This is a genomic window from Elioraea thermophila (ex Habib et al. 2022) (genome assembly GCF_003336755.1).
In the GTDB taxonomy this organism is placed as follows: Bacteria; Pseudomonadota; Alphaproteobacteria; order Acetobacterales; family Acetobacteraceae; genus Elioraea; species Elioraea thermophila.
Genome location: NZ_QMDI01000002.1, coordinates 436,099 through 460,464 on the forward strand (window position 1 = coordinate 436,099; position 24,366 = coordinate 460,464).

At 69.9% G+C, this 24,366-nt stretch carries 23 protein-coding genes and 1 pseudogene; 8 read left to right on the forward strand and 16 right to left on the reverse strand.

Going from position 1 to position 24,366, the window contains the following annotated elements; genetic code table 11:
• Positions 1 to 283: 283 nt before the first annotated feature.
• The 4 genes from DWB05_RS03935 to DWB05_RS03950 all read left to right on the forward strand — a co-directional run bounded on the left by DWB05_RS03935 (position 284) and on the right by DWB05_RS03950 (position 4,203).
• Positions 284 to 1,402 carry a glycerol dehydrogenase gene (locus DWB05_RS03935; RefSeq protein WP_114375222.1) on the forward strand — a complete coding sequence of 373 codons (1,119 nt, stop codon included), beginning with the start codon at positions 284 to 286 and terminating at the stop codon, positions 1,400 to 1,402.
• 98 nt (positions 1,403 to 1,500) lie between these two features.
• The gene (hpxZ, locus tag DWB05_RS03940) at positions 1,501 to 1,902 is read left to right on the forward strand and encodes an oxalurate catabolism protein HpxZ (RefSeq protein ID WP_114375224.1); all 402 of its coding nucleotides are present in this window, start codon (positions 1,501 to 1,503) and stop codon (positions 1,900 to 1,902) included.
• Positions 1,903 to 1,911: 9 nt separating this feature from the next.
• Positions 1,912 to 3,174 carry an NAD(P)/FAD-dependent oxidoreductase gene (locus tag DWB05_RS03945; RefSeq protein ID WP_114375226.1) on the forward strand — a complete coding sequence of 421 codons (1,263 nt, stop codon included), beginning with the start codon at positions 1,912 to 1,914 and terminating at the stop codon, positions 3,172 to 3,174.
• A 60-nt stretch (positions 3,175 to 3,234) separates the two neighbouring features.
• A complete protein-coding gene (locus DWB05_RS03950) occupies positions 3,235 to 4,203 on the forward strand; it encodes a radical SAM protein (RefSeq protein WP_114375229.1) in 969 nt (322 codons plus the stop codon).
• Between the two features lie 8 nt (positions 4,204 to 4,211).
• On the opposite strand, the gene DWB05_RS03955 is transcribed toward DWB05_RS03950, so the two are convergent.
• Entirely contained in the window at positions 4,212 to 4,961 is a 750-nt protein-coding gene (locus DWB05_RS03955; protein WP_114375231.1) for an aspartate/glutamate racemase family protein, read from the reverse strand.
• Positions 4,962 to 5,030: 69 nt separating this feature from the next.
• Between DWB05_RS03955 and DWB05_RS03960 the strand changes: the two genes are divergently transcribed.
• Together DWB05_RS03960 and DWB05_RS15280 are read left to right on the forward strand one after the other, a co-directional pair.
• Positions 5,031 to 5,798 (forward strand): Bug family tripartite tricarboxylate transporter substrate binding protein, encoded by a 768-nt coding sequence (locus DWB05_RS03960; protein ID WP_114375234.1) that lies wholly within the window; start codon positions 5,031 to 5,033, stop codon positions 5,796 to 5,798.
• 12 nt (positions 5,799 to 5,810) lie between these two features.
• Positions 5,811 to 6,017: a tripartite tricarboxylate transporter substrate-binding protein gene (locus DWB05_RS15280; protein ID WP_157967069.1), complete on the forward strand. Its 207-nt coding sequence runs from the start codon at positions 5,811 to 5,813 to the stop codon at positions 6,015 to 6,017.
• Positions 6,018 to 6,038: 21 nt separating this feature from the next.
• Here DWB05_RS15280 and DWB05_RS03970 read toward each other — a convergent pair whose 3' ends face one another.
• Genes DWB05_RS03970 through gpt form a run of 3 tightly spaced genes read right to left on the reverse strand, consistent with a single transcriptional unit; the run spans position 6,039 to position 7,836 of the window.
• Entirely contained in the window at positions 6,039 to 6,893 is an 855-nt protein-coding gene (locus DWB05_RS03970; protein ID WP_114375238.1) for an HpcH/HpaI aldolase/citrate lyase family protein, read from the reverse strand.
• Positions 6,890 to 7,357, reverse strand: coding sequence for a MaoC family dehydratase (locus tag DWB05_RS03975; RefSeq protein WP_114375240.1), 468 nt, complete (start codon positions 7,355 to 7,357; stop codon positions 6,890 to 6,892). The genes DWB05_RS03970 and DWB05_RS03975 overlap by 4 nt, the downstream gene beginning before the upstream one ends.
• Positions 7,357 to 7,836: a xanthine phosphoribosyltransferase gene (gene gpt / locus DWB05_RS03980; RefSeq protein WP_114375242.1), complete on the reverse strand. Its 480-nt coding sequence runs from the start codon at positions 7,834 to 7,836 to the stop codon at positions 7,357 to 7,359. The genes DWB05_RS03975 and gpt overlap by 1 nt, the downstream gene beginning before the upstream one ends.
• A gap of 112 nt (positions 7,837 to 7,948) precedes the next feature.
• On the opposite strand from gpt, the gene DWB05_RS03985 reads away from it, so the two are divergent.
• Positions 7,949 to 9,214 (forward strand): cation:proton antiporter domain-containing protein, encoded by a 1,266-nt coding sequence (locus DWB05_RS03985; protein ID WP_114375244.1) that lies wholly within the window; start codon positions 7,949 to 7,951, stop codon positions 9,212 to 9,214.
• Positions 9,215 to 9,230: 16 nt separating this feature from the next.
• On the opposite strand, the gene DWB05_RS03990 is transcribed toward DWB05_RS03985, so the two are convergent.
• Complete coding sequence (locus tag DWB05_RS03990) at positions 9,231 to 9,686, reverse strand: Hsp20 family protein (RefSeq protein ID WP_114375246.1); 456 nt, start codon at positions 9,684 to 9,686, stop codon at positions 9,231 to 9,233.
• Between the two features lie 302 nt (positions 9,687 to 9,988).
• A pseudogene (gene rpmE, locus DWB05_RS14975) lies at positions 9,989 to 10,195 on the reverse strand (50S ribosomal protein L31); the annotation flags it as partial.
• 167 nt (positions 10,196 to 10,362) lie between these two features.
• Between rpmE and DWB05_RS04000 the strand changes: the two are divergent.
• Positions 10,363 to 11,457 (forward strand): ATP-dependent 6-phosphofructokinase, encoded by a 1,095-nt coding sequence (locus DWB05_RS04000; RefSeq protein ID WP_114375251.1) that lies wholly within the window; start codon positions 10,363 to 10,365, stop codon positions 11,455 to 11,457.
• A gap of 97 nt (positions 11,458 to 11,554) precedes the next feature.
• Here DWB05_RS04000 and DWB05_RS04005 read toward each other — a convergent pair whose 3' ends face one another.
• The 10 genes from DWB05_RS04005 to DWB05_RS04050 form a co-directional block, all read right to left on the reverse strand.
• Positions 11,555 to 12,352: an FAD binding domain-containing protein gene (locus DWB05_RS04005; RefSeq protein WP_114375253.1), complete on the reverse strand. Its 798-nt coding sequence runs from the start codon at positions 12,350 to 12,352 to the stop codon at positions 11,555 to 11,557.
• Between the two features lie 19 nt (positions 12,353 to 12,371).
• Positions 12,372 to 14,753: a xanthine dehydrogenase family protein molybdopterin-binding subunit gene (locus DWB05_RS04010; RefSeq protein ID WP_114375255.1), complete on the reverse strand. Its 2,382-nt coding sequence runs from the start codon at positions 14,751 to 14,753 to the stop codon at positions 12,372 to 12,374.
• A 92-nt stretch (positions 14,754 to 14,845) separates the two neighbouring features.
• Positions 14,846 to 15,349 carry a (2Fe-2S)-binding protein gene (locus DWB05_RS04015; RefSeq protein WP_114375257.1) on the reverse strand — a complete coding sequence of 168 codons (504 nt, stop codon included), beginning with the start codon at positions 15,347 to 15,349 and terminating at the stop codon, positions 14,846 to 14,848.
• Between the two features lie 87 nt (positions 15,350 to 15,436).
• Positions 15,437 to 16,447, reverse strand: a complete 1,011-nt coding sequence (locus DWB05_RS04020) for an ABC transporter ATP-binding protein (RefSeq protein WP_114375259.1) — start codon at positions 16,445 to 16,447, stop codon at positions 15,437 to 15,439.
• Entirely contained in the window at positions 16,444 to 17,454 is a 1,011-nt protein-coding gene (locus DWB05_RS04025; RefSeq protein ID WP_408608464.1) for an ABC transporter ATP-binding protein, read from the reverse strand. The genes DWB05_RS04020 and DWB05_RS04025 overlap by 4 nt, the downstream gene beginning before the upstream one ends.
• The gene (locus DWB05_RS04030; protein WP_114375261.1) at positions 17,451 to 18,350 is read right to left on the reverse strand and encodes an ABC transporter permease; all 900 of its coding nucleotides are present in this window, start codon (positions 18,348 to 18,350) and stop codon (positions 17,451 to 17,453) included. The genes DWB05_RS04025 and DWB05_RS04030 overlap by 4 nt, the downstream gene beginning before the upstream one ends.
• The gene (locus DWB05_RS04035) at positions 18,347 to 19,288 is read right to left on the reverse strand and encodes an ABC transporter permease (RefSeq protein WP_114375263.1); all 942 of its coding nucleotides are present in this window, start codon (positions 19,286 to 19,288) and stop codon (positions 18,347 to 18,349) included. Before DWB05_RS04035 ends, DWB05_RS04030 begins: the two co-directional genes overlap by 4 nt.
• A gap of 115 nt (positions 19,289 to 19,403) precedes the next feature.
• Positions 19,404 to 20,993: an ABC transporter substrate-binding protein gene (locus DWB05_RS04040; protein ID WP_114375265.1), complete on the reverse strand. Its 1,590-nt coding sequence runs from the start codon at positions 20,991 to 20,993 to the stop codon at positions 19,404 to 19,406.
• Positions 20,994 to 21,006: 13 nt separating this feature from the next.
• Positions 21,007 to 22,602 (reverse strand): ABC transporter substrate-binding protein, encoded by a 1,596-nt coding sequence (locus tag DWB05_RS04045; RefSeq protein ID WP_114375267.1) that lies wholly within the window; start codon positions 22,600 to 22,602, stop codon positions 21,007 to 21,009.
• A 166-nt stretch (positions 22,603 to 22,768) separates the two neighbouring features.
• Positions 22,769 to 24,352: an ABC transporter substrate-binding protein gene (locus DWB05_RS04050; protein WP_114375270.1), complete on the reverse strand. Its 1,584-nt coding sequence runs from the start codon at positions 24,350 to 24,352 to the stop codon at positions 22,769 to 22,771.
• Between the last annotated feature and the right edge of the window lie 14 nt (positions 24,353 to 24,366).

The following is a 24,366-nucleotide window of genomic DNA, read 5'->3' on the forward strand; positions in this document are numbered from 1 at the left end:
CTTGATCCAGAGCAACGCTTCGGAAACCCTTCTTCACAATAAGGGAATGCGACGGACCCACTCGGTCCACGGCGCACGATCCGGTTTCTCCCCACCGCGATCGGCGCGGCAGTCGCAATCGGGCTGCCACTCGGGCGCGATCTCGGTCGCGCCCCTTTTTTTGCTTGTTCAACGCCGCCCCGGCGTCGGCGCTTCGCTTGCGACGCCGCGCCGGAAACCCCACGTGCCGGAGGCGGTTGCTGACAGCTGACAAGAGAACACCACCGACAACGAGGAGGCACACATGCTCACGACCGCCATCTTCCCCGGTCGCTACGTGCAGGGCGACGGCGCACTGTCGGTGCTCGGCGAGGAGCTTGCCCGCTTCGGGGAGCGCGCCTTCGCCATCATGGACCCCTTCGCCATGGCCTCGCTGCGCGACGAGATCGAGGCCGGCATCGGCACGCGGGTTCGCCTCTCGGCCGAACGCTTCGCGGGCGAGTGCAGCGACGAGGAGATCGGCCGCCTCGCCGATGAGGCTCAGGCCGTCACCCCGGACGTCGTCGTCGGCATCGGCGGTGGCAAGACGCTGGATACCGCGAAGGCGGTCGCGCACACGCTGCGCCGGCCGGTCGCCATCGTGCCGACCATCGCCTCGACGGATGCCCCCTGCTCGGCCCTCTCCGTCATCTACACCCCCGATGGCGCGTTCAAGCGTTACCTCATCCTGCCCCGCAACCCGGATCTGGTGCTGGTCGACACCGGCGTGATCGCCCGCGCTCCAGTGCGCTTCCTGGTCGCCGGCATGGGTGACGCCCTCTCCACCTGGTTCGAGGCTGAGGACTGCCGGGTGAAGAGGGGGGCGAACATGACGGGCCGGCTCGGGCCGATGACGGCCTACGCGCTGGCGCGGCTCTGCTACGACACGCTGCTGAAATACGGAGTGCTGGCCAAGGCCGCCTGCGCGCGCAAGGTGGTCACCCCCGCTCTCGAGCACATCGTCGAAGCGAACACCCTGCTCTCGGGCCTCGGCTTCGAATCGGGCGGGCTGTCGGCCGCGCATGCCATCCACAACGGCCTCACCGTGCTGCACGAGACGCACGCCTATTGGCACGGCGAGAAGGTCGCGATCGGCACGCTCGCGCTGCTGATGCTCGCCGATCGTCCGCCCGCGCTGATCGACGAGGTGTTCGGCTTCTGCGAGTCGGTCGGGCTGCCCACCACGCTCGCCCAGATCGGCCTTGCCGACGCCGACGAGACGGCGCTCCTGCGCGTCGCCGAGCGCGCCTGCGCCGAAGGCGAGACGATCTGGAACATGCCGCACGAGGTGAGCCCCCGTCGCGTCGTTGCCGCCCTGCGCGCGGTGGACGAGGAGGGGCGCCGGCGCGCCAAGGCGGTGCAACTGCCGGCCGCAGCGGAATAGCGCCCAACGCGGCGGAGCGCGCGCCAGACCGCGCTCCGCCCCCTTGCGCGGCGCATCGTCCGGGCGCACTCCGAAGCTGCCAACCGGAGGTGCCGCCCATGGACGTCGATCACGCCGACACGCTCGCCGAAGCCCGCGCCGTGCTGGACCGCTACGAGGCGGCGCTGATGGCGAACGACGTCGCCGTGCTCGACGAACTCTTCTGGGACGATCCGCGCACCGTCCGCTTCGGCGTGGGCGAGATCCTGCTCGGCGCCGACGCCATCCGCCGCTTCCGCCGCTCGCGCGCCGGGAGCGGGTATCCACGGCGCGAGAGACTGGAAACGCTGATCACGACCTTCGGGCGCGACATCGCCGTCACCAACATCGTCTTCCGCCGCCTCGGCGACGGCACGATCGGGCGCGAAACCAAGATCCTCGCCCGCCTGCCCGGTATTGGCTGGCGTATTGTCTCCGCCCACGTCTCCCTCGCGCCGCCGGGCACCGCCATCGAGCGCTGAGCCGCGCGCATGTCCCGTCGCGTCGTCGTCATTGGCGCGGGCGCGGTCGGTGCCGCCTGCGCCCTCCTCCTCGCCCGCGAAGGCCACCGCGTCATACTGGTCGAACCCGGTCCGGCGGGCGGTGAACAGGCGGCCTCCTACGGCAACGCGGGGTGGATCAGCCCCGAGAGCGTGGTGCCCGTCGCCACGCCGGGCCTGTGGCGGAAGATCCCCGCCCTGCTGCTCGACCCCGAAGGCCCTCTGACCATCCGCCCCGCCGCCCTGCCCGGCCTGATGCCCTGGCTCTGGCGGTTCATGACCGCCAACGCGACCGCGCCCCGCGCGAGCCGCACCTCACGCGCGCTCGCCGCCCTGCTGCACGACGCGGTCGATCGCCACCAGGCCCTCGCCGCCGCCGCGGGCCGACCGGAGCTCGTGGCGCGCTCGGGGCACCTCTACATCTGGCGCGATCGCGCCGGCTTCGCGGCCGATGGCTTCGCGTGGGCGCTGCGCCGCTCAGCTGGCGTGGCGTGGCTTGAACTCTCGGCCGAGGAACTGGCGCAGCGCGAGCCCGCTCTCTCCCGCGACTGGCGCTTCGGCGTGCTGGTCGAGGCGGGCGGGCAGGTGCGCGACCCGGGCGCGCTGGTGCAAGCCTATGCCCAGGCGGCCGAGAGTCTGGGCGCTGAGCATCTCTGCACGCGGGCCACCGGCTTTCGGCTCGAGCGCGGGCGCCTGCGCGCGGTGGAGACGGAGCGTGGCCTGATCGACGCCGACGCCGCCGTGATCGCTGCCGGGATCCGCTCGGCCGCCCTCGCGCGCGCCGCCGGCGAGCGTATCCCGCTCGCCTCGGAGCGCGGCTACCACGTCATGATCCGCGACCCCGAGGTGACCGTGCGCATGCCGGTCATGGCGGCAGAGCTGAAGGCGCCGCTCACACCGATGCAGGCCGGGCTGCGGGTCGCCGGCCAGGTCGAGCTCGCGAGGATCGACGATCCGCCGGACTGGCGTCGCGCCGCCATCCTGGAGCGGGCGGCGCTCAAACTCCTTCCAGGCTTGCCGCAGCCGCTGCCGCGCGAGCGCATCACGGTCTGGATGGGACATCGCCCCTCGGTCGCCGACGGCCTGCCGGTGATCGGCGCTTCTCGCGTCTCGCCCGACATTTTCTACGCTTTCGGGCACGGCCATGTCGGGCTCGCCGCTGCGCCAAAGACCGCCGTGCTGATCGCCGACCTGATCGCCGGGCGCTCACCCACGATCGACCCCACACCCTACAGCCCGCTACGCTTCCGCTGACGCAGCCGTCACTTCGCGGCGGGCGAGCCCGCGGCCACACTCCGCGTCGAGGTGTTCCCGATGTCAGTCCGCTCGCGCCCCGCGCCGAAGCCGCTCGACCCCGCGAAGTTCCGCGACCCGCTGCGCACGGCGAAGGGCGAACCTCGCGCGCACGTGCCGCTCGCGGCTTTGCGCACGCTCTGGTTCAACACGGGCACGCTGTGCAACATCACCTGCAAGCATTGCTACATCGAATCGAGCCCGCGCAACGATCGCCTCGCCTACCTCACCGCCGAAGAGGTCGCGGCCTTCCTCGATGAGGCGGTGTCGCTCGGCGCGCCGCTCGAGACGGTCGGCTTCACCGGCGGCGAGCCGTTCATGAACCGCGCGCTTCCCGCGATGCTCGCCGACGTGCTCGCCCGCCCGCAGAACCTCACGGCCATCGTGCTCACCAACGCCATGGCGCCGCTCAAGCAGAAGCGCGCCGCCCTCCTCGCCCTGCGCGATCGTTTCGGCCCAGAACGGTTGATCCTGCGCGTCTCGCTCGACCACTACGCCGCCGAACGCCACGACCGCGAACGGGGCCCCGGCAGCTTCGCCAAGTCGCTCGAAGGTCTCGTCTGGCTCGCGCGCGAGGGCTTCACCGTGCACGTCGCCGGTCGGGCCGGCTTCACCGAAGAAACCGAGGACGAACTACGCGACGGCTTCGCCCGCCTGTTCGCGGATCACGCGATCCCGATCGATGCGCGCGATCCCGTCGCGCTGACGCTGTTCCCGGAAATGGACCCGACCGTCGATGTGCCCGAGATCACCGAGGCCTGCTGGAGCATCCTCGGCAAGAGCCCGGCGAGCGTGATGTGCGCCACCTCGCGCATGGTGGTGAGACGCAAGGGAGCGGAGCGCCCCGCGGTGCTCGCCTGCACCCTCCTCGCTTACGACCCGCGCTTCGAGCTCGCCGACACCCTCGCCGGCGCCTCAGGGCCCGTGTCGCTGAACCACCCGCACTGCGCCAAGTTTTGCGTGCTCGGTGGCGCCGCCTGTAGCCGCTGACTCCCCCGTTACGGCGGCGGGAAGCGGCGGGGGCGAAGCCCCGCCTGGAACCAAGTGACGAAGCTCACGATGTCGAACACCGGTAGGCCGAGCACCTCCTGCAAGTCGGCCGCGTAGGGCGGCATGTTGGTGCATTCCAGCACCACCGCGCCCACCTCGGGGTGCCTGCGCAGCAGGGTCCGGCCCGCCTCCAGGATGTCCTCGCGGGCGAGCCCGAGGTCGAGCTCCTGGGCTTCGCCCTTGATAAGCACACGAAACAGTTCGCGCCCGTTCTCGACTCCGACCACCGGCGTATCCGGCGGGCAGCCGGCGGCGCGAAGATGCGCCTCGCTCAAGGTCGTCGCACAGATGGTGATCACGCCGACCCGTCGGCCCGGCGGCAGCAGCGCCTGCACGAGCGGCACCTGCATCAGGCTGGAGGCGGCGACGGGAACCCTCACCCGGGCCGCGAGCTCAGCCTGGAACAGGCTGAGGAAGCCGCAATTGGTGGTGATCCCCTCGCAGCCGAGCGAGACGAGCTCCTCGGCGGCACGGGCGAAGTCCTCGAACAGGCCGCGCGCCCCCTCCAGCACCACGCGCTCGGGGCTCGCGCCACGCACGACCCGGAACAGCACCGGGAACGGCCATGTCAGGCCGTTGCCCATGTCGCCGGGGATGCGCGGAAAGCGCGCCTCCAGCATCAGGATGCCGACCGGGCAGCCGTATACGCTCTTGCCGCCGCGCGCGACCGGGCCGGCAGGGGTGTTCCAGAGGGTCATCGGTGGCTCGTTGCGTGCGTCGCCATCACGGGCACAATACGCGCCGAAGCCTTGAGGCGGGAGGTGCCGATGCGCCCTGTTCGTTGTGCCCTCGTCCTGATCGCCCTGGCGGCGTTGCTCATCCAACCGGCCGCGGCACAAACGTTCCCGCAGCCGGGCAAGCCCATCACCATCGTTGGCGGCTTCCCGAACGGCTCGGGCACCGACATCTATTCGCGACGCCTCGCCGACCCGCTGGGCCGCGCCTTGGGGGTGAGCGTGATCGTCGACAATCGCGTCGGTGCCGGCGGCAACATCGCCATGGACCATGTGGCGAAGGGGGAGGCGGACGGCCACACCATCCTCTTCGCCACCTCGGCCATGCTGGCGATCAACCCGGCCCTCTATGCCCGGATGCCGATCGATACGGTGCGCGACCTCGCGCCCGTCATCGCGCTCGCCGAGGTGCCGAACGCGCTCACCGTCGCGCCCGAGAAGCGCCCGCAGTTCACCGACTGCAAGGCGGTGATCGCGGCAGCCAAGGCGCGGCCGGGGGCGCTGAACTATGCCTCCACCGGCAACGGAACCTCGACCCACCTCGCGGGGGCGCAGTTCGCCGCCGCCGCCGGGGTCGAGATGGTGCACGTGCCCTATCGCGGCGGCCCCTTCGCCATGCAGGCGCTGCTGGCGGGCGACGTCGACATCTTCCTGCACCAGACTCCGGCCCTGGTCGGACCCTTCCGCCAGGGCCAGGTGCGACTGCTCGGCGTGACCAGCCGCGCGCCCCTCAAGGCCTTTCCCGGCGTGCCGACCATGGCGGAGGCCTGCGGCCTGCCGGGCTTCGTCTCCACCACTTGATACCTGCTCGCCGTGCCGGCGCGCACGCCGGAGGCGATCATCGCGCGCCTGAAACGCACGGTGCGCGACGTGATCTCGGCCCCGGATTTCGTCGCCTGGGTGGAGGAGCTCGGCCTCACACCGATGGGCCAGGGGCCGGCGGAGGCGCGCGCGATGCTGGCCAAGGACCTCGTGACGTGGGCCGAGGTCGTGCGGCGCGCGGGGGCGCGGGTCGACTGACGCGCGGCGCTCGGGAACCTCTCAGAGTCCGAGGATCCGCCGCGCCTGCACGAGGTGCGGGCGGTCGATCATCCGCCCCTCCAGCGACACGACACCGGCGCCGGGATCGGCCTTGAACGCGGCGACAACGGCCTCCGCCCAGGCCCTCTCCTCCGCCGTCGGGGCGAAGGCCTCCTCGATGATGGGAACCTGCGCCGGGTGGATGGCGAGCCGGCCGGCGAAGCCGAGCCGCCGCGCCTCCGCGCAGTCGCGCCGAAAGCCCTCGAGGTTGCGGGCATCGGCGTACACGGTGTCGAGTGCGGCCACGCCGGCGGCGGCGGCGGCGATGAGGGTGAGAGAACGCGCGAGCCGATAGGGCTCGTCCCAGCTGCCGTCCTCCCGCCGGTTCGCCTTCGCGCCCAAGGCGGCGGCGAGGTCCTCGCCCCCCCAGGTGAGGGCAGCGAGGCGCGGGGCGCCGGCGTAGTCGCGCAGCGCGAACATGGCGGCAGGCGTTTCGGTCACGATCGGCAGCACCGCGATCGCCCCCTCGGCCAGCCCCTCGCGCGCCTCGAGGGCGGAGAGCGCGGCATCGAGCCGCACGAGATCCTCGCGGCCGGAACATTTCGGCAGCACGATGCCGTCGGGCCGCGCAGCGACGACGGCGGCGAGATCGGCCATGGCGAGCCCGGTGTCGAGCGCGTTGACCCGCACCCAGGCGGAAGGCCGAGGGGCGCGCGCGCGTAGCCAGGCCGCCGCCATCTCGCGCGCGTCCGGCTTGCGGTCGGGGCCGACCGAGTCCTCCAGGTCGAGGATCACCGCCCCCGCCCCGCTCTCCCCCGCACGCGCCAGTTTGCGTTCGGAATCGGCGGGGACGAAGAGCCAGGAGCGCGCGATCATGCCGAGGCCGTCTCGGCGGGGCGCTTGCGCATCAGCGCGGCACGCCGGCAGCGCGCCACCACCGTGCCGTCCTGCTTCATCGCCTCGTGCAGGAAGGTGACGATGCCCTCGCCCGGGCGGGAGCGGCTCTCGCGCACGCCGACGACGGTGGTGCGCACGCCGATCGTGTCGCCCGGGAACAGAGGCGCGGGAAACGCCACCTCCTCGAAGCCGAGATTGGCCACCGCCGTGCCGAGCGTGGTGTCGTGCACGGAAATCCCCACCATCAGCCCGAGCGTGTAGAGCGAGTTCACGATCGGCCGGCCGAACGGCGAGGCCTTCATCGCCTCGGCATCGAGATGCAGCGCGGCCGGATTCATGGTCAACGCGCAGAACAGCACGTTGTCGGCATCCGTCACCGTGCGGCGGATCGGATGGTCGATCACCATCCCCTCGCGGAACTCCTCGAACCACAGCCCCGGCATCAGCGCACCCCGTTCGCCTTGGCGATCGGCTGCACGAACTGCGGTTCGGTGTCCCAGGGAAACAGGATCCAGGTGTCCTGGCTCACTTCGGTGACGTAGGTGTCGACCATCGGCTTGCCGGCGGGCTTGGCGTAGACGGTGGCGAGATGCGCCTTCGGCAGCAGCTCGCGCACGGCGCGCGCGGTGGTGCCGGTGTCGACCAGATCATCGACGATCAGCCAGCCGGCGCCGTCGCCCGCCGCCGCCGGGGGTTTCGTGACGCGCGGCTCGCCGCGATCCATCTCCTCGTAGGTGACGACGCTGACGGACTCGATCAGCCGACAGTCGAGTTCGCGCGCGACGATGGCGGCGGGGATCAGCCCGCCACGGGTGATGGCGACGATGCCCCGCCAGGGGCCGAGCGGGAGGAGCTTCCAGGCGAGCGCCTTGCCGTCGCGATGCAACTGGTCCCAGGTGACGGTGTAGAACTTGCGGCTCACGGGCTCCCTCCGCGGCAGAGGCGGGCCTCTAGCACGCAGGCCGCGGCGGCGGGAGAGGTGTGGGGGCGGCATCGGCGTTGCGCCCCGCCCCCCGCTCCGGCATACGCTCCGCATGGACGCCGCCCATCCGCTCATCGCAACGATCGGCCTCGGGCTCGTCTATGCGCTGGTCGGCGGCACGCTCGCCGCGCTGGTGCGGCTGCCGCCGATCGTCGGCTATCTCGCCGCCGGCATCATGCTGGGCCCGCACACGCCGGGCTTCGTCGGCGACCAGGCGACCGCGCTCGAACTCGCCGAGCTCGGCGTGATCCTGCTGATGTTCGGGGTGGGGCTGCACTTCTCCCCGGCCGAGCTTCTCGCCGTCCGCCGCGTCGCCCTGCCGGGCGCGATCGCCCAGATGGCGACCGCGACCGCGCTCGGCGCCGTGGTGGCGCGCCAGTGGGACTGGTCTTGGCCCGCCGCGGTGGTGTTCGGCCTCAGCCTCTCCGTCGCCTCCACGGTCGTTCTGCTGCGCGCGCTCACCGAGCGCGGCGCGCTCGCCTCCCCGCAGGGCCGCATCGCGGTGGGTTGGCTGGTCGTCGAGGACATCGTCGTCGTCGTCGCCCTCGTCCTGCTCCCCGGCGTGGCGGGCTTCCTCGGCGGCACGCCGGGCGGCCTCGCGGCGGCGAAGACGGAGGACCTCGCCTGGGCGCTCGGCCTGACGGTGGGGAAGTTCGCCCTCTTCGTCGCGCTGATGATCCCGTTCGGCCGGCGCGCCGTGCCGTGGCTGCTCGTGATGGTGGCGCACCTCAAGTCGCGCGAGCTTTTCACCCTCGCCGTGCTGAGCATGGCGATCGGCATCGCCTTCCTCTCGGCCAAGGTGTTCGGCGTCAGTTTCGCCCTCGGCGCCTTTTTCGCCGGCATGGTGATGCACGGCTCGGGGATGGCGACGCGCGCGGCCGAACAGTCGTTGCCGTTCCGCGATGCCTTCGCCGTGCTGTTCTTCGTCGCGGTCGGGATGATGTTCGACCCCGCGATCCTCATCGACGACCCGCTGGTGGTGGCAGCGACGGTCGCGATCGTCGTGCTCGGCAAGTCGGCGGCGGCGATCGCCATCCTGGTCGTGTTCCGCCAGCCTCGGCCGGTGATCTGGACGGTCGCCGCCGCCCTCGCGCAGGTCGGGGAACTGACGCTGGTGATGGCGGATCAGGCGCTGAAACTGGGGCTACTGCCCGCAACGGGGCGCGACCTCGCCGTCGCCGCCGTGCTGATCTCGATCGCGCTCAACCCGCTCGCCTTCCTGCTGGCGGGTCGGCTGGCCCGGCGTGGTGCGGCGGCACGCAAAGAAACGAAGGAGCCTGCAGCGGCTGCCGCAGGCTCCGTCACCTCGTCGGACTGAGCCGAACGGTCCCCCGTCAGGCGGCCGCCTTGGCCTCGGTCTCGATCACCTGGGGCGCGGCACGGCCGATCGGGATCTGCCGCGGCCGCAGGCTCTCCGGCACCACGCGCTTCAGCGCGATGTGCAGGAGTCCGTTCTCCAGGGTCGCGCCCTCCACCACGATGTGGTCGGCGAGCTCGAAGCGGCGCTCGAAGGCACGGCGGGCGATGCCGCGATGCAGGAACTGCCGCGGTTCGGCGTCCTTCGGCGCCCGGCCGGTGACGACCAGGGCGTTGTCCTTCACCGTCACCTCGAGATCGTTCTCGCTGAAGCCCGCGACCGCCATGGTCAGCCGATACTGGTCCTCGCCGAGCTTCTCGATGTTGTAGGGCGGGTAGCCGGCATCGGCGGCGAGCGCGCTTTCCATCAGCCGGGTGAGGCGATCGAAGCCGATGGTGGCGCGGAACAGGGGGGTGAGATCGAGGGTGTTCATCGTCGGTCCTCCTTCTTCGAAGCAAGGTCCGCCCGGTCAGGCTCCGCTCGGCCCGTGCGCTGCGAGCGCCGTGGTCAGCCGAAGCCTGACCAGACCGCCGGGGCCCCGAAGGCACCCCGACTGCCTCCGAAATAGGCAAGCGATGCGACGGTTTCAACCCCCGGCGGCGAGCTCCGCCAGGGCCCGCTTCACTTCTTCTTCTTCGCGGGCTGGCCCTTGGCGGGGGCGGCCGCGGCGGCCGGCGCCTTGCCACCCTTGTTCACCGTGGCGGCGGCCTTGATGTTCATCTTGGACAGGTCGACGGCGAAGCGCTTGTTGAACTTCGAGACCTGACCGGCCGTCTCGATCACCACGCGCTGCTGCCCGGTCCAGGCCGGGTGCGACTTCGGGTCGATGTCGAGGCGCAGCGTGTCGCCGGGCTTGCCCCAGGTCGAGCGGGTGACGAAGGAGGAGCCGTCCGTCATCACGACGGTGATCTCGTGGTAGTCGGGATGGATGTCCTTCTTCATCGGCCGCGCCCTCTCAAGGATACGCCGCGGCGATGCCGACCGCCGCGCGAGGCGGGCCCCATAGCCGAAGCGGGCGGACGGCGCAACAGCGGGGACCGTCGGCGTGGGGCGGCGGCGGCCGGCGCCAGGGTTGCATGGAGGGGCCCCGACAACGGCATGTTCAGGCGATGACCACCATCAAGCGACTCGGCGTCCTCACCACCGGCGGCGATTGCGCCGGCCTCAATGCGGCCATCCGGGCCGTCACCATCCGCGCCACCCGCGGCTACGGGGCCGAGGTGCTCGGCATCCTGCAGGGCACGCTCGGCCTGATGGAGGATCCGCCGCGCGCCATCCCCCTCGATGGGCAGACCAACGACACCGCCCTGTTGCGCGCCGGCGGCACCATCCTGGGCAGCGTGAATCGCGGCAACCCGTTCCGCTTCCCGGTGGAGGGTGGCGGCGAGGAGGACCGTTCCGCCCTCGTGCTGCGCGGGGTCGAGCGGCTGGGGCTGGATGCCATCATCGGCATCGGCGGCGACGGCTCGATGCGCATCATGCATCGGCTGATGCAGGTCGGCCGCTTTCCCTTCGTCGGCATCCCGAAGACGATCGACAACGACCTCGCCGCCACCGAATACGCGATCGGCCACCACACGGCGGTGGAGGTGGCGATGGAGGCGCTCGATCGCCTGCAGCCGACGGCGGCGAGCCACAATCGGATCATGGTGCTGGAGGTGATGGGCCGGGACGCCGGTCACATCGCCCTCTCGGCCGGTGTGGCAGGGGGCGCGGACGTGATCCTGATCCCGGAGATCCCCTGGCGAGTCGAGGTGGTCGCCCGCGCGATCCTCGATCTGCGCGCGCGCGGGCGGAACTTCGCCCTCGTCGTGGTCGCCGAGGCCGTGCCGTCGCCTGAGGGCGAGACGGTGCTCGCCGGGCCCTCGGCGGCGGGGGCGATGCCACGCCTCGGTGGCGTGGGGGCGAGGATCGCCGCCGCCCTCGAGCGCGCCACCGGAGCAGAGGCGCGCGTCACCGTGCTTGGCCACGTGCAGCGCGGCGGCTCTCCCGGCACGCTCGACCGCCTGGTTGCCTCCTCCATGGGCGTGCATGCTGTCGATCTCGCCATGAGCGGGCGGTTCGGACGGATCGTGGTCTGGCGCGAGGGCCGGGTTGGGGATGCACCGGTGGAGACCGCCGCCCAGCCGGCCCGCCCCGTCGACCCGCAGGGCGATCTCGTTCGCGTCGCCCGAGGCTTGGGGATCTGCTTCGGCGACACCTGAGGCGCCGCCGCCCCGCCGATCTTCCCCTCCGTCGCCCGCTCTCCGCCTCGTGCCCGATCCCGGCCGGCGCTGGACGGCCGCCGCGACGGAAGCCTGTTCAGCCGGCCTTCGCCACCGCCCGCTTCGCCATCACGCCGACCAAGTGGGCGCGATACTCTCGCGACGCATGGATGTCGTTGTTCAGGTCCGCGGCCGGCGTGGTGATGCCCTCCAGCGCCTCCGGCGACCACGACTTGGCCAGCGCCTCCTCCATCGCGGCGTGGCGGAACACGCCGTGCGCGCCTGCGCCGGTCACCGCCACGCGAACGCCCATCGGCCCCTTGGCGACGAACACGCCCACCATGGCGTAGCGCGAGGCGGGGTTGGGGAATTTCACGTAGGCCGCCTTCTCGGGGATGGGGAACTCGACCGCGGTGACGATCTCGTCGGGCTCGAGGGCGGTGGCGAAGAGGCCGGTGAAGAAGTCGTCCGCCGCGATCCTGCGGCGTGAGGTGTGCACGGTCGCACCGAGCGCGAGCACCGCCGCCGGATAGTCGGCCGTCGGGTCGTGATGCGCGATCGAGCCGCCGATGGTGCCGCGGTTGCGCACCTGCGGGTCGCCGATGTGCGAGGCGAGCTCGGCAAGCGCCGGGATCGCGCGCTTCACCTCGGCCGAGGCGGCGACGGCGGCGTGGGTGGTGCGTCCCCTGATGGTGACCGTGGTGGCACTGACGGCGATGCCGACGAGATCGGGGATCGCGCCGAGATCGATCAGCGCGGAAGGCCGCGCCAGCCGCTGCTTCAGCACGGGGATCAGGCTCATGCCGCCGGAGATCACCTTCGCCTCCGGATCGGCCGCGAGCAGCTTCACGGCCTCCGCGACCGTGGCCGGACGGTGATAGGCGAAATCGTACATCGCGTGCTCTCCCCTTCCCTCACTCGGCCGCGCGGCGCTGCCGCCCGGCCTCGATGATGCGCCAGATCTTCTGCGGGGTCGCCGGCATGTCGATGTGGCGAACGCCCCAGTCGCGCAAAGCATCGACCACCGCACCGATCACCGCCGGTGGGGCGCCGATCGCGCCGACCTCGCCGCAGCCCTTCACACCGAGCGGGTTGTGCGTGCACATCGTCACCGCCGTGCCGACGCGGATGTCGGGCAGGTCATCGGCGCGGGGCATGGTGTAGTCCATCATGCTGCCCGAGAGGAGCTGGCCCGCGTCGTCATAGACGCAGGTCTCGAGCAGGGCTTGGCCGATGCCCTGCGCCACCCCGCCCTGCACCTGGCCCTCGACGATCATCGGGTTGATGACGCGGCCGACGTCGTCCACCGCCGTGAAGTTCACCACCTCCACCTCGCCCGTCTCCGGGTCGATCTCCACCTCGCAGATGTGGCAGCCGGCCGGGAAGGTGAAGTTCTTCGGATCGTAGAACGCGGTCTCCTCGAGCCCCGGCTCGAGCTCCTCGATCGGATAGTTGTGCGGCACGTAGGCGGCGAGGCTGACTTCGGCGAAGGATTTCGCTCGGTCCGTGCCGGCGACACGGAACATGCCGTCCTTGAACTCGATGTCGTCCACCGAGGCCTCGAGCAGATGGGCAGCGATCCGTTTCGCCTTGGCGATGATCTTGTCGGAGGCCTTGACGATGGCGGAGCCGCCCACCGCGAGCGAGCGCGACCCATAGGTGCCCATGCCGAAGGGAACCTTGGCGGTGTCGCCGTGCACGATCTCCACCTGGCTCATCGGCACGCCGAAGCGGTCGGCGATGAGCTGGGCGAAGGTGGTCTCGTGCCCCTGGCCGTGGCTGTGCGTGCCGGTGAACACCGTGATGCTGCCGGTTGGGTTCACGCGGATGTTCGCCACCTCATACAGACCCGCGCGTGCGCCGAGCGAGCCGACGACGGCCGAGGGCGCGATACCGCAGGCCTCGATGTAGGTGGAGATGCCGATGCCGCGCAGCTTGCCGCGTCGTGCCGCCTCGGCCCGACGCTGTTCGAAGGTATGCCAGCCGGAGGCCTGCAGCGCCTCGTCCAGCGTGCGGTGATAGTCTCCGCTGTCGTACTGCAGCGCGACCGGCGTCTGATACGGAAACGCATCCTTCGGGATGAAGTTGCGCCGGCGGATCTCCACCCGGTCCATGCCCATCTCGAGGGCAGCGATGTCGACCAGGCGCTCGAGCAGGAAGGTCGCCTCAGGCCGCCCCGCACCCCGATAGGCGTCGACGGGGACGGTGTTGGTGAAGACGGCCTTCACCTCGGCATAGATCGCGGGCGTGGTGTAAACACCCGCAAGCAGCGTGGCGTAGAGGTAGGTCGGCACGCAGGGCGCGAAGGTCGAAAGATAGGCGCCCATGTTGGCGAGCGTGCGCACGCGAAGCGCGAGGAACCGCCCGTGCTCATCGAGGGCGAGTTCGGCGTGCGTCACGTGATCGCGCCCGTGCGCATCCGACATGAAGGATTCGGTCCGGTCGGCCGTCCATTTCACCGGCCGCTTCAGCTTGCCCGCCGCCCAGGTGACGATCGCCTCCTCGGCGTAATGATAGATCTTCGAGCCGAACCCGCCGCCGACGTCGGGCGCAACGACGCGCAGCTTGTGTTCCGGGATGTTCAGCACGAAGGCGCCCATCAACAGCCGGATGACGTGCGGGTTCTGGCTCGTCGTCCACAGCGTGTAGTCACCGGTCGCGGGATCGTATTCGCCGACCGCGCAGCGGGGCTCCATCGCGTTCGGGATCAGGCGGTTGTTGACGAGCTCGAGCCGCGCGACCTTGTGCGCCTTGGCGAAGCCCGCCTCCACGGCGGCCTTGTCGCCCAAGTGCCAATCATAGCAGACGTTGCCCGGAACATCGTCGTGGACGAGCGGCGCACCGGGCTGCAACGCCGCCTCGATGGTCGCCGCCGCCGGCAGCACCTCCCACTCGATGGTGATCCGTTCGGCCGCGTCGCGCGCCTCAGCCTTCGTCTCCGCAATGACCACCGCCACCGGATCGCCGACATGGCGCACCTTGCCGACCGCGAGCACCGGGTGCGGCGGTTCCGCCATCGGGCTGCCGTCCTTGTTCTTCACCTGCCAGCCGCACGGCAGCCCACCGACCTTGTCGGCGGCCATGTCCGCCCCGGTGAAGACCGCCAGCACGCCCGGGGCAGCGCGTGCGCGGGTCGTGTCGATGGCACGGATCCGCGCATGCGCATGCGGGCTGCGCAGGATCACCGCATAGGTCTGATTGGGTCGGTTGATGTCGTCGGTGTAGGTGCCGCGCCCGGAGAGGAAGCGGAGGTCCTCACGCCTCCGCACACTCGCGCCAATGCCCTCGAAGCCCATGGACGGTCTCCCTCGGTTCTTTCATGACAGCGTCGATCGCGCCGCCTTCCGTCGTTGTTGGCGCGCCCCGCGAGCGCGCGGCATGCGGCCCCTCACTCGGCCGCGCGCGGAAGTTCCTTCGCCTTGCCGTGCATCACCACCTGGGCGGCGGCGATGGCGCGGACGATGTTGTGGTAGCCCGTGCAGCGGCAGAGATTGCCCTCGAGCCCCTCGCGGATTTCGCGGTCGGACAGGCCTTGCGGGTTGCGCTGCACGAGATCGATCGCACTCATCACCATGCCGGGCGTGCAGAAGCCGCATTGCAGGGCGTGATACTCGCGGAACGCCTCCTGCATCGGATGCAGGGTGCCGTCCGGTGAGGCGAGCCCCTCGATGGTCAGCACCTCGGCGCCCTCGCACTGCACCGCGAGGATGGTGCACGACTTCACGGACGCCCCGTTCACATGAACCACGCAGGCCCCGCACTGGCTCGTGTCGCAGCCGACATGAGTGCCGGTGAGACGGAGCTGCTCGCGCAGCATCTCGACGAGCAGCGTGCGGTTCTCCACCTCGACGGTGACAGGCTTGCCGTTGACGGTCAGCGAGACCTTCGGCATGCGGCGTCTCCCTTCTTCGCTGTCGCGGCCCTCGCGCCTCGGCCGCCTTCCGTTGGGCGCGAGTGTCGCCAGCGGGGGGGAGCGGCGTCAAGCGGCCTGCGCGAGGCCACGCGGGTCGTGCAGGTGGCAGGCGGCCACGTGACCCGGCCCGACCGCGCGCAAGGGCGGTTCCTCGACCCGGCAGCGGTCGAAGGCGCGCGGGCAACGGGTATGGAAACGGCAGCCGGGGGGCGGGCGAATGGGGCTCGGCACGTCGCCCGACAGGATGATGCGGTTGCGCTTCGCGGTCGGATCCGGCACCGGAACGGCCGAAAGCAGCGCCTCCGTGTAGGGGTGTTTCGGCGCGGAGAACAGCGTGCGCTTGTCGGCGATCTCGACGATCTTGCCCAAGTACATCACCGCGACCCGATGAGTGAGATGCTCGACGATCGCCAGGTCGTGGCTGATGAACAGGAGCGAGAGGCCGAGTTCGCGCTGAAGGTCGGACAGCAGGTTCACGATCTGCGCCTTCACCGAGACGTCGAGGGCGGAGACGGCCTCGTCGCAGATGATCAAATCCGCCCCCGGGGCGAGCGCGCGGGCGATGCCGATCCGCTGCCGCTGACCGCCGGAGAATTCGTGGGGGAAGCGGTTCATCGCATCGCGCGGCAGGCGCACCTTGTCCAAGAGGTCGGCGATGCGGTCGTCGAGTTCGGAGCGTGATGTCGCCAAGCCGAAATTGGTGATCGGCTCGGCCAGGATGTCGCGCACCTTCAGCCTCGGGTTGAGCGAGGAGAACGGGTCCTGGAACACGACCTGCATCCGCCGCCGCAGTGGCCTCAGCCGGCCCGGCGAGAGGTCGTCGATGCGCACGCCGTCGAGCAGCACCTGGCCTGCCGTCGGTTCCAGGAGCCGCAGCACGGTGCGCCCCACCGTGGATTTGCCGCACCCCGATTCACCCACGAGCGAGAGCGTCTCGCCGCGCGCGATGGAGAACGACACGCCGTCGACGGCGTAGACGTAGCCGGTGATGCCGGAGAAGAAGCCGGCCCGGATCGGGAAGTGCTTCTTGAGGTCGTTGACCTCGAGCAGCGGTCGCGAGGCGGTGGTGGCGCTCATGCAGCGACCGCCTCGCGTGCGGCGTGGTGGCAGGCGACGAAATGTCCGGGCGCTTTCGCTTCGATGGGAGGTGCCACCTTGCGGCAGAGCTCGGTCGCCTCCGTACAACGCGAGGCGAAGGCGCAGCCGATGATCGGCTTCTTCAGGTTCGGCACGATGCCGGGAATTTCGGCAAGACGCGACGGCGCGTCGGAGGCGAGCGAGGAGCCGAGCTTCGGCACTGCGCCGAGGAGCCCCCGCGTGTAGGGGTGGCGCGGCGTGCGGAACAGATCGTTCGCGCGCGCCTCCTCGACCTTGCGGCCGGCGTACATCACGACGATGCGCTTCGCCATCTCGGCCACCACGCCGAGATCGTGCGTGATGAGCAGGATCGCCGCGCCCACCTTCGCCTTCAATTCGCGCATCAGGTCGAGGATCTGGGCCTGGATGGTGACGTCGAGCGCCGTGGTCGGTTCGTCGGCGATCAGGAGCTTCGGGTTGCAGGCGAGCGCCATGGCGATCATCACGCGCTGGCGCATGCCGCCCGAAAGCTGGTGCGGGTACTCCTTCACGCGCCGCCGGGCTTCCGGGATGTGTACGAGGTCGAGCATCTCGATGGCGCGCGCCTCCGCCGCCCGATCATCCAGCCCCTGATGCAGCTTCAGCGTCTCGCGGATCTGCCGCCCCACCGTCAGCACCGGGTTGAGCGACGTCATCGGCTCCTGGAAGATCATGCTGATCTCGTTGCCGCGGATCTGCCGCATCTCGCGCTCGGAAAGCGACAGCAGATCACGGCCGCGAAACATGATCCGCCCCGTCACCTTGCCCGGTGGTTCCGGAATGAGGCGCAGGATCGACATCGAGGTGACGGACTTGCCGCAGCCCGATTCGCCGACGACGGCGAGCGTCTCTCCGGCCGCGATGTGGAAAGACACCCCGTCGACCGCCCGCACCACGCCATCGGGCGTGCGGAAGTGGGTGCGCAGATCCTCCACCTCGAGCAGACGGTCGGCCATCGAAGTCGTCATACCCGCTTCGCCATCCGCGGATCGAGCGCATCCCGCAGCCCATCGCCGAGCAGGTTCACCGACAGCACGGTGAGCGAGAGGAACACGGCCGGGAAGAACACGATGTAGGGCGCGACCTGCCACAGCGCCCTTCCCTCGGCCATGATGTTGCCCCAGGACGGGATGATCGGCGGCGTGCCGGCGCCGATGAAGGAAAGGATCGCCTCCGTGATCATCGCCGAGGCGCAGATGTAGGTCGCTTGAACGGTGAGCGGCGCGAGCGTGTTCGGCAGGATGTGCCGGATGATGATGCGCGGCGTGGTGGTGCCGGCGGCGATCGCCGCCTCGACATAGGGCTGTTCGCGCAACGAAAGGACCACCCCCCGAACCAGGCGCGAGACGCGCGGGATTTCGGCGATGGTGATGGCGATGATGACGTTCTCGACCGAACCGCGCGTCGCTGCCATCAGGGCGATCGCGAGCAGGATGGGCGGGATCGACATCAGCCCGTCCATCACCCGCATGATGATGCCGTCGGCGAGCCGGATGAAGCCCGAGATCAGGCCGATGGCGAGGCCCGCGAGGGAGGCGAGGAGTGCTACCGAAAACCCGACGATCAAAGACACCCGCGTGCCGTAGAGCACGCGCGAGTAGATGTCGCGCCCCAGCATGTCGGTGCCGAACCAAAACTCGGCCGACGGCGGGCGAACGCGAAGCCGTGGCGCGAGTGCCTGCGGATCGGTGGTCCAGAGATAGGGAGCGAGGATGGCGATTGCGACCATCAGCGCGAGGATCGCGCCGCCGAGCACGATCGACGGGTGGCGGCGGAGGAAGGTGCGCACGCGCCCGCGCCGCGGTTCCTCCGCGAACACCTCGACCGCGGCGGGGGCGGCAGCGACGGCCGTATCGGGGCTCAATAGCGGATCCTCGGATCGAACAGGGTGTAGAGCAGATCGATCAGCAGGTTGATCAGCACGTAGACGAAGCTGAACAACAGCACGACTCCCTGGATCACGGGGTAGTCGCGGCGGAGGATGGCGTCGACCGTCAGCCGCCCGAGCCCCGGGATCGCGAACACGCTTTCGGTCACCACCGCGCCTCCGATGAGGAGCGCGATGCCGATGCCGACGACGGTGCTGATGGGCACCGCGGCGTTCTTCAGCGCATGCAGGAACAGGATCGGCCGCGTGCCGAGCCCTTTCGCCCTCGCGGTGCGGATGTAGTCCTGCGCGAGCACCTCGAGCATGGTCGCCCGCGTGATGCGCGCGATCAGCGCGATGTACACGGTGCCGAGGGCGATCGCCGGCAGGATCAGGTTCTCGAGGAAGGGCAGGAAACCCTGGCTCAGCGGCGTGTAGCCCTGAACGGGAAGGAGCTCCCATTCGAGCGCGACGAAATAGGCGAGCAGATAGCCGACGACGAAGACGGGGACGGAGAAGCCGAACACGGCGAACAGCATCACGCCGCGGTCGATCCAGGAGCCCGCCTTCCAGGCGGCCACCACACCGAGCGGCACGGCGACCGAAACGGCGAGCACGATGGTCAGCACCATGAGCGCAAGCGTGGGCTCGATCCGCTGCGCGATCATGTGCGTGACGGGGAGGTTGGTGAAGATCGAGGTGCCGAGGTCGAGATGCACGAGGCGCCAGAGGAAATCGGCGAATTGCACGAAGAACGGACGATCGAGCCCGAGGGCCTGGCGGATGCGCTCGACGTCCTGGGGGGTCGCCTGGTCGCCGGCGATCACCGCGGCAGGGTCGCCCGGTGCCAGCATGAGCATGGAAAAGACGACGAACGCGACCACCAGCATCACCGGGATGGTGGCGAGGACGCGTCTGACGACATAGGCGAGCATGGCTCTGCGTGTCTCTTCAGATTGCCGGTGTCGTCATCGAAGTCGCCTCAAGGTGGCAAGCAAGCAAGGCCCCTCGACCCCCGAGCCCCGGCCAATACCAGCGCCGCACCGTCTCTCAGGCACTCTTGCCCATGTTGTAGAAGAGCACGATCGGGCTCTTGATCACGCCCGTCACGTTGCGCCGGTGGGCGGAGGGGCTGAGGAAGTGCCCGAGCGGAATGTGGGGCACGACGCGAAACGCTTCGCGTTGGATCTCCGTCGCGATCCGTTTCTGCTCGGCTTGGTTCGGCGCTTCGAACCATTGCTCGCGCAAGGCCTCCATGCGCTCGCTGGTCGGCCAGCCGAACCACGCGCCGGTGCCGTTCGCACGCATCGCAAGCGTCGAGGCGGGGTCGAACCAATCCGGCCCCGACCAGGTGGTGTGAAAGATGTTCCAACCGCCGCGCTCGATCGGCTCGCGCGAGGCGCGCCGCTGCACCACCGTTCCCCAGTCGGTGGCGACGAACTCGAGATTGATCTCGAGGCGTCGCAGCAGGTCGGCGGTCACTTGGCTGAGCGCGGCCAGGGTCGGAAAGTCCGAGGCATGAAGTTGCACGACCCGCTGCCCAGCATAGCCCGCCTCGCGCAGGGCCGCCCGCGCGCGCTCCAGGCTCTTCACCCGCAGGGGCTCGGAGCCTTCCTCGGTATGCATGGGGCTGCCACGCGACCAAAAGCTGTACGATGTGGCGTACATCCCGGGATCGTCGCCCACCACGGCGCGCAGGTAGTTCTCCTGATCGACCGCCAGCATCAGGGCACGACGGAGAGCAGGATTGTCGAAGGGCGGCACCAGGTGGTTGAAGCGCAGCATCCCGACCGACCCGATCGGATCGCGCACCACCACCTCGATGTTGCGGTTGCGGCGGAGTACGGGCAGCAGGTCGTGGAGGGGGATCTCCCAGAAATCGACCTCCCCGGACTGCAGCGCCGCTCCCGCCGTCGCCGGGTCGGGAATGATGTGCCATTCCATGCGCTCGGCGTTGGCGAGCTTCGCGCCCGCCGTCCAATCCGTCGGCTCCTGCCGTGGCACGTAACCCTCGAACCGCGCATAGACGACGCGCGAGCCCGGGTTCCACTCCTCGCGCACGAACCGATACGGTCCCGATCCGATCGCCGAGGTGATCTGCGTGTGCGGGTCTGTGTTGGCGACGCTCTCCGGCATCACGAAGCAAGGGGACGCGTTCGCCTTGCCGAGCGCCTTGAGGGTGAGCGCGAACGGCTTTTGCAGCGTCAGCCGCAGGCGTCGATCGTCGAGCGCGACGAGGCTCGCGTGGCGCTTGGCGATCTCCTGGCCGAAGCCGTCGCGGGCCCACCATCGCTTGATGGAGGCGACCACATCGCGCGCGGTCACCGCCTCGCCGTTGTGGAACCGCAGCCCTTCGCGCAGGGTGAAGGTGTAGACCTTGCCGTCGTCCTCGATCGTCCAGCCTTCCGCCATTTGCGGCCGCGGCTGGAACGAAGAATCCATGCCCACCAGCGTGTCATAAACTAGATAGGCATGAGTCCGGGTGATGGTGGCCGTGGTCCAGATCGGATCGAGACTGGTGAGGTTGGCCTGCGGCACGATGCGCAGGACGCGCGCCGCCGACGCCTGACCGTGCACCGCCGGCGCGGCGAGTGCCGCCGCTCCCGCGACCGTCGCGCCGAGGAAGTCTCGCCGCCTCATGAGAGCCTCCCCGTCAGGACTTCGACACCCCCCAGAACCAGGGCAGGGGCCCTGGCACGATGCCCGAGACGTTCGTCCGCCACGCCTGGTAGGCGCGGTAGAAGCCGGTCGGCGTGAAGGGCTGGCTGATCATCGCTGCGCGGCTGATCTCCTCGCAGGCGGCGCGCTCTTCCTCCGCGTTGCGCGCGGCAAACCACTTGTCGCGCCCCCGTTCTATCGCCGGATCGTTCGGCCAGCCAAACCACGCCCCTTCGCCGTGCGCACGAAGCCCCAAGTAGCTCGCCGGGTTGGTGCAGTCGGCACCAGCGAACCAGGTGAAGAAGATGTTCCACCCGCCGCGCTCACGCGGTTCGCGGCTCGCCCGCCGCGCGCCCACCGTGCCCCAGTCGGTGGCGACGTAGTCGACATTCATGCCGATGCTGCGCAGGAGCGCATTCGCCACCTGGCCCATGGCGGAGAGTGGCGCGAGGTCCTGCGCCACCAGCATCACCACCGGCTCGCCGGTGTAGCCCGCCTCCTGCAGAAGCCTTCGCGCCGTCGCCGGATCGCGCGGGTTCTTCAGGATCTCGGCACCGGCCTCGGTGTAGTTCGGCGTCTCCGGCGTGAAGTAGCTGTACATCGGCCGCCACAGGCCGTCATCGCCGCCGACGACCGCGCGCATGAAGTCGGCCTGGTTCACCACCCAAGCGACGGCCTGGCGCGCGCGGACGTCGTTGAACGGCGGGTGGAGATGGTTGAAGCGCAGGCAGCCGACATTGCCGAGCGGGTCGGCGATGTCGATGCGGATGTTGCGGTTGCGGCGCAGCACCGGGATGAGGTCGGTGAGCGGTGTCTCCCACCAATCGACCTCGCCGGCCTGCAACGCCGCCGCGGCCGTGGCAGGGTCGGGCTGGATGATCCACTCGATGCGATCGACCAGCATGCGCTTGCCGCCGGAAAGCCAGTTCGGCGGCTCCTCGCGCGGCACATACTGTTCGAAGCGGCTCCAGGTCGCGCGCGCGCCCGGCACCCACTCGGCGCGGTTGAACCGCATCGGGCCCGAACCGACGAACTCCGTGATCTGCTGGAACGGATCCGTCTTGGCGATCCGCTCCGGCATCATGAAGGCGATCGGCGTGTTGTTCTTGCCCAGCGCGAACAGGAGCTTGGGGTAGGGCGCGGAGAGCCTGAGGCGGAAGGTTCGGTCATCCACCGCCACCAGTTCCTGGCGCAGGGCGCGGATCATCTGCCCCATCCCGTCGCGCACCATCCAGCGCTCGAGGCTCGCCACACAGTCCCGCGCCAGCACGGGCTCGCCGTCGTGCCAGCGCAGGCCGGGTCGGAGCCGGAAAGTCCAGGTCAGGCCGTCAGCCGAGACCTCCTCGGACTCCACCATCTGCCGGCGCGGCGTGAAGGTGTTGTCGATGCCGTAGAGGGTGTCCCACACCAGCATCGAGGCGTTGCGGACGACGAACTGGGTGCCCCAGATCGGGTCGAAATTGGCGAGGTTCGCTTGCGGAACGAAACGGAGCACGCGGGTGGCTCCTTGCGCGATCGCCGGGCGCGGCAACCCTGCCGCCGCCCCGGCCGCGAACGCTGCCGCCCCCTTGAGAACGCTGCGACGATTCATGTTTCGGTCCCTTGCCCGCCTGCCCAGTGACGCAACCGGCCTGCGCGACCGCGTAGGCCTCCCTGTGACCATCCCGTTCGCACATGCGCCGGGTGGCATTCGTTGCGAAACACAGTAGCGCCCCGCTTCGGCCGTCGCCAAGGGGCAATCGGAGGTGTGCGAACGATCAGGCGCGACGCACGTTCCAGAACACCGGAATGCCGAACGGCTGCATCACGCCCGTGATGCTGCGCCGGTGCGCGAGCGGCTGGAAGAACTGGCCGAGCGGGATGTAGGGCACCTCCTCCAGCACCACCTTCTGGATTTCGGCGGCGATCCGCTTCTGCGCCTCGAGATCGGGCGCATCGAACCATGCCTCGCGCAGCTCCTCGATGCGCGGGATGTCCGGCCAGCCGGGCCAAGCCTGCGCGCCGGAGCCGCGCATCGCATGGTGGCCGGCGGGATTGATGTGGTCGAGCCCGGCCCAGTTCGTGCAGAAGATGTTCCAGCCGCCCCGGTCGATCGGCTCGCGCGAGGCGCGCCTCTGCACCACCGTGCCCCAGTCCATCGCCTGGTAGTCGACGTTGAGACCGAGGCGCCGCAACAGGTCGCCCGTCACCTGGCTCAGCGCGACGAGGGAGGCGATGTCGGTGGTGGCGAGCAGGACGATGCGCTCGCCATTGTAGCCGCTCTCGCGGATCAGCCGGCGGGCTTCGTTCAGATCGCCCTTCATCGCGTCGAGCCCGACATCCGTGGCAAGCGGCGTGCCCGGCGTGAACACGCCAACCCCGGTCTTCCAGTACTTGGGATCGGCCCCCATCACCGCCGCCATGTAGTCGGCCTGGTTCACCGCGCGCAGCAGCGCCTGGCGGAACAGCTTGTTGTTCGTCGGCACGGTGAGGAAGTTCGGCCGCAGGATGGAGATCGAGCCGAGCGGGTCGGGGGTGAAGATGTTGACGTTGCGGTTGCGCGACAGGATCGGGATGTGGTCGGCGGTGAGATTCTCCCACCAGTCGACCTCGCCGGACTGGATGGCGGCGGCGGCGGTCGCGAAGTCCGGGATGATGTGCCATTCGACGCGATCGAAATGCACCACTTTCGGCCCCGCCGTGCCGGAGGCCGTGCCGCCGGCCCGCGGCTGGTAGCCGGCGAAGCGCTCGTACACCACGCGCGAACCGGCGACGAACTCGTCGCGCTTGAAGGTGAAGGGGCCGGAGCCGATGATCTGTTCCGGCCTGATCTGGGTGAAGGCGTCCGTCTCCGCCACCCGTTCGGGCATGATGAAGCACACGTTCGAGGGCGGTTTCGCCAGCGCATCGAGCATCAGGCCGAAGGGTCGCTTGAGGCGAATGCGGAAGCGCCGGTCGTCGAGCGCCACCATCTCGTCGGTGAGTGCGGCGAGCCGCGCGCCCATCGCATCCCGCTTCGCCCAGCGCGCGATGGAAGCGACACAGTCGCGCGCCCGCACCGGCTCCCCGTCGTGGAAGCGCAACCCCTCGCGCAGCGTGAAGGTCCAGAGCTTGCCGTCGTTCTCGACCGTGTGGCCCTCGACCATTTGCGGCTGCGGCCGATACTGCTCGTCAAGGCCATAGAGCGTGTCCCAGACGAGAAAACCGTGGTTGCGGCTGACATAGGCCGTCGTCCAGATGGGGTCGACGACGGTGAGGTTGGCGTGCGGAATGAACTTCAGCGTGCGGGCGGCCTGCGCGCGCGGCAGCGAGGGGGCAGCCAGGGTTGCGGCCGCGGCACCGAGAAACGTGCGTCGCTTCATCGTCCGGTCTCCCA

Bases quoted from the DNA above. Each gene is read 5' to 3' on its own strand.
- DWB05_RS04020 (WP_114375259.1), bottom strand. From the start codon at position 16,447: ATGAGCGCCACCACCGCCTCGCGACCGCTGCTCGAGGTCAACGACCTC.
- DWB05_RS03955 (WP_114375231.1), bottom strand. From the start codon at position 4,961: ATGACCCTCTGGAACACCCCTGCCGGCCCGGTCGCGCGCGGCGGCAAG.
- DWB05_RS04005 (WP_114375253.1), bottom strand. From the start codon at position 12,352: ATGTACGATTTCGCCTATCACCGTCCGGCCACGGTCGCGGAGGCCGTG.
- DWB05_RS04010 (WP_114375255.1), bottom strand. From the start codon at position 14,753: ATGGGCTTCGAGGGCATTGGCGCGAGTGTGCGGAGGCGTGAGGACCTC.
- DWB05_RS04050 (WP_114375270.1), bottom strand. From the start codon at position 24,352: ATGAAGCGACGCACGTTTCTCGGTGCCGCGGCCGCAACCCTGGCTGCC.
- DWB05_RS03935 (WP_114375222.1), top strand. From the start codon at position 284: ATGCTCACGACCGCCATCTTCCCCGGTCGCTACGTGCAGGGCGACGGC.
- hpxZ (WP_114375224.1), top strand. From the start codon at position 1,501: ATGGACGTCGATCACGCCGACACGCTCGCCGAAGCCCGCGCCGTGCTG.
- DWB05_RS04045 (WP_114375267.1), bottom strand. From the start codon at position 22,602: ATGAATCGTCGCAGCGTTCTCAAGGGGGCGGCAGCGTTCGCGGCCGGG.
- DWB05_RS03985 (WP_114375244.1), top strand. From the start codon at position 7,949: ATGGACGCCGCCCATCCGCTCATCGCAACGATCGGCCTCGGGCTCGTC.
- DWB05_RS03950 (WP_114375229.1), top strand. From the start codon at position 3,235: ATGTCAGTCCGCTCGCGCCCCGCGCCGAAGCCGCTCGACCCCGCGAAG.
- DWB05_RS03960 (WP_114375234.1), top strand. From the start codon at position 5,031: ATGCGCCCTGTTCGTTGTGCCCTCGTCCTGATCGCCCTGGCGGCGTTG.
- DWB05_RS04025 (WP_408608464.1), bottom strand. From the start codon at position 17,454: ATGACGACTTCGATGGCCGACCGTCTGCTCGAGGTGGAGGATCTGCGC.
- DWB05_RS04035 (WP_114375263.1), bottom strand. From the start codon at position 19,288: ATGCTCGCCTATGTCGTCAGACGCGTCCTCGCCACCATCCCGGTGATG.
- DWB05_RS03975 (WP_114375240.1), bottom strand. From the start codon at position 7,357: ATGCCGGGGCTGTGGTTCGAGGAGTTCCGCGAGGGGATGGTGATCGAC.
- DWB05_RS04040 (WP_114375265.1), bottom strand. From the start codon at position 20,993: ATGAGGCGGCGAGACTTCCTCGGCGCGACGGTCGCGGGAGCGGCGGCA.
- DWB05_RS04000 (WP_114375251.1), top strand. From the start codon at position 10,363: ATGACCACCATCAAGCGACTCGGCGTCCTCACCACCGGCGGCGATTGC.
- DWB05_RS03945 (WP_114375226.1), top strand. From the start codon at position 1,912: ATGTCCCGTCGCGTCGTCGTCATTGGCGCGGGCGCGGTCGGTGCCGCC.
- DWB05_RS03990 (WP_114375246.1), bottom strand. From the start codon at position 9,686: ATGAACACCCTCGATCTCACCCCCCTGTTCCGCGCCACCATCGGCTTC.
- DWB05_RS04015 (WP_114375257.1), bottom strand. From the start codon at position 15,349: ATGCCGAAGGTCTCGCTGACCGTCAACGGCAAGCCTGTCACCGTCGAG.
- DWB05_RS03970 (WP_114375238.1), bottom strand. From the start codon at position 6,893: ATGATCGCGCGCTCCTGGCTCTTCGTCCCCGCCGATTCCGAACGCAAA.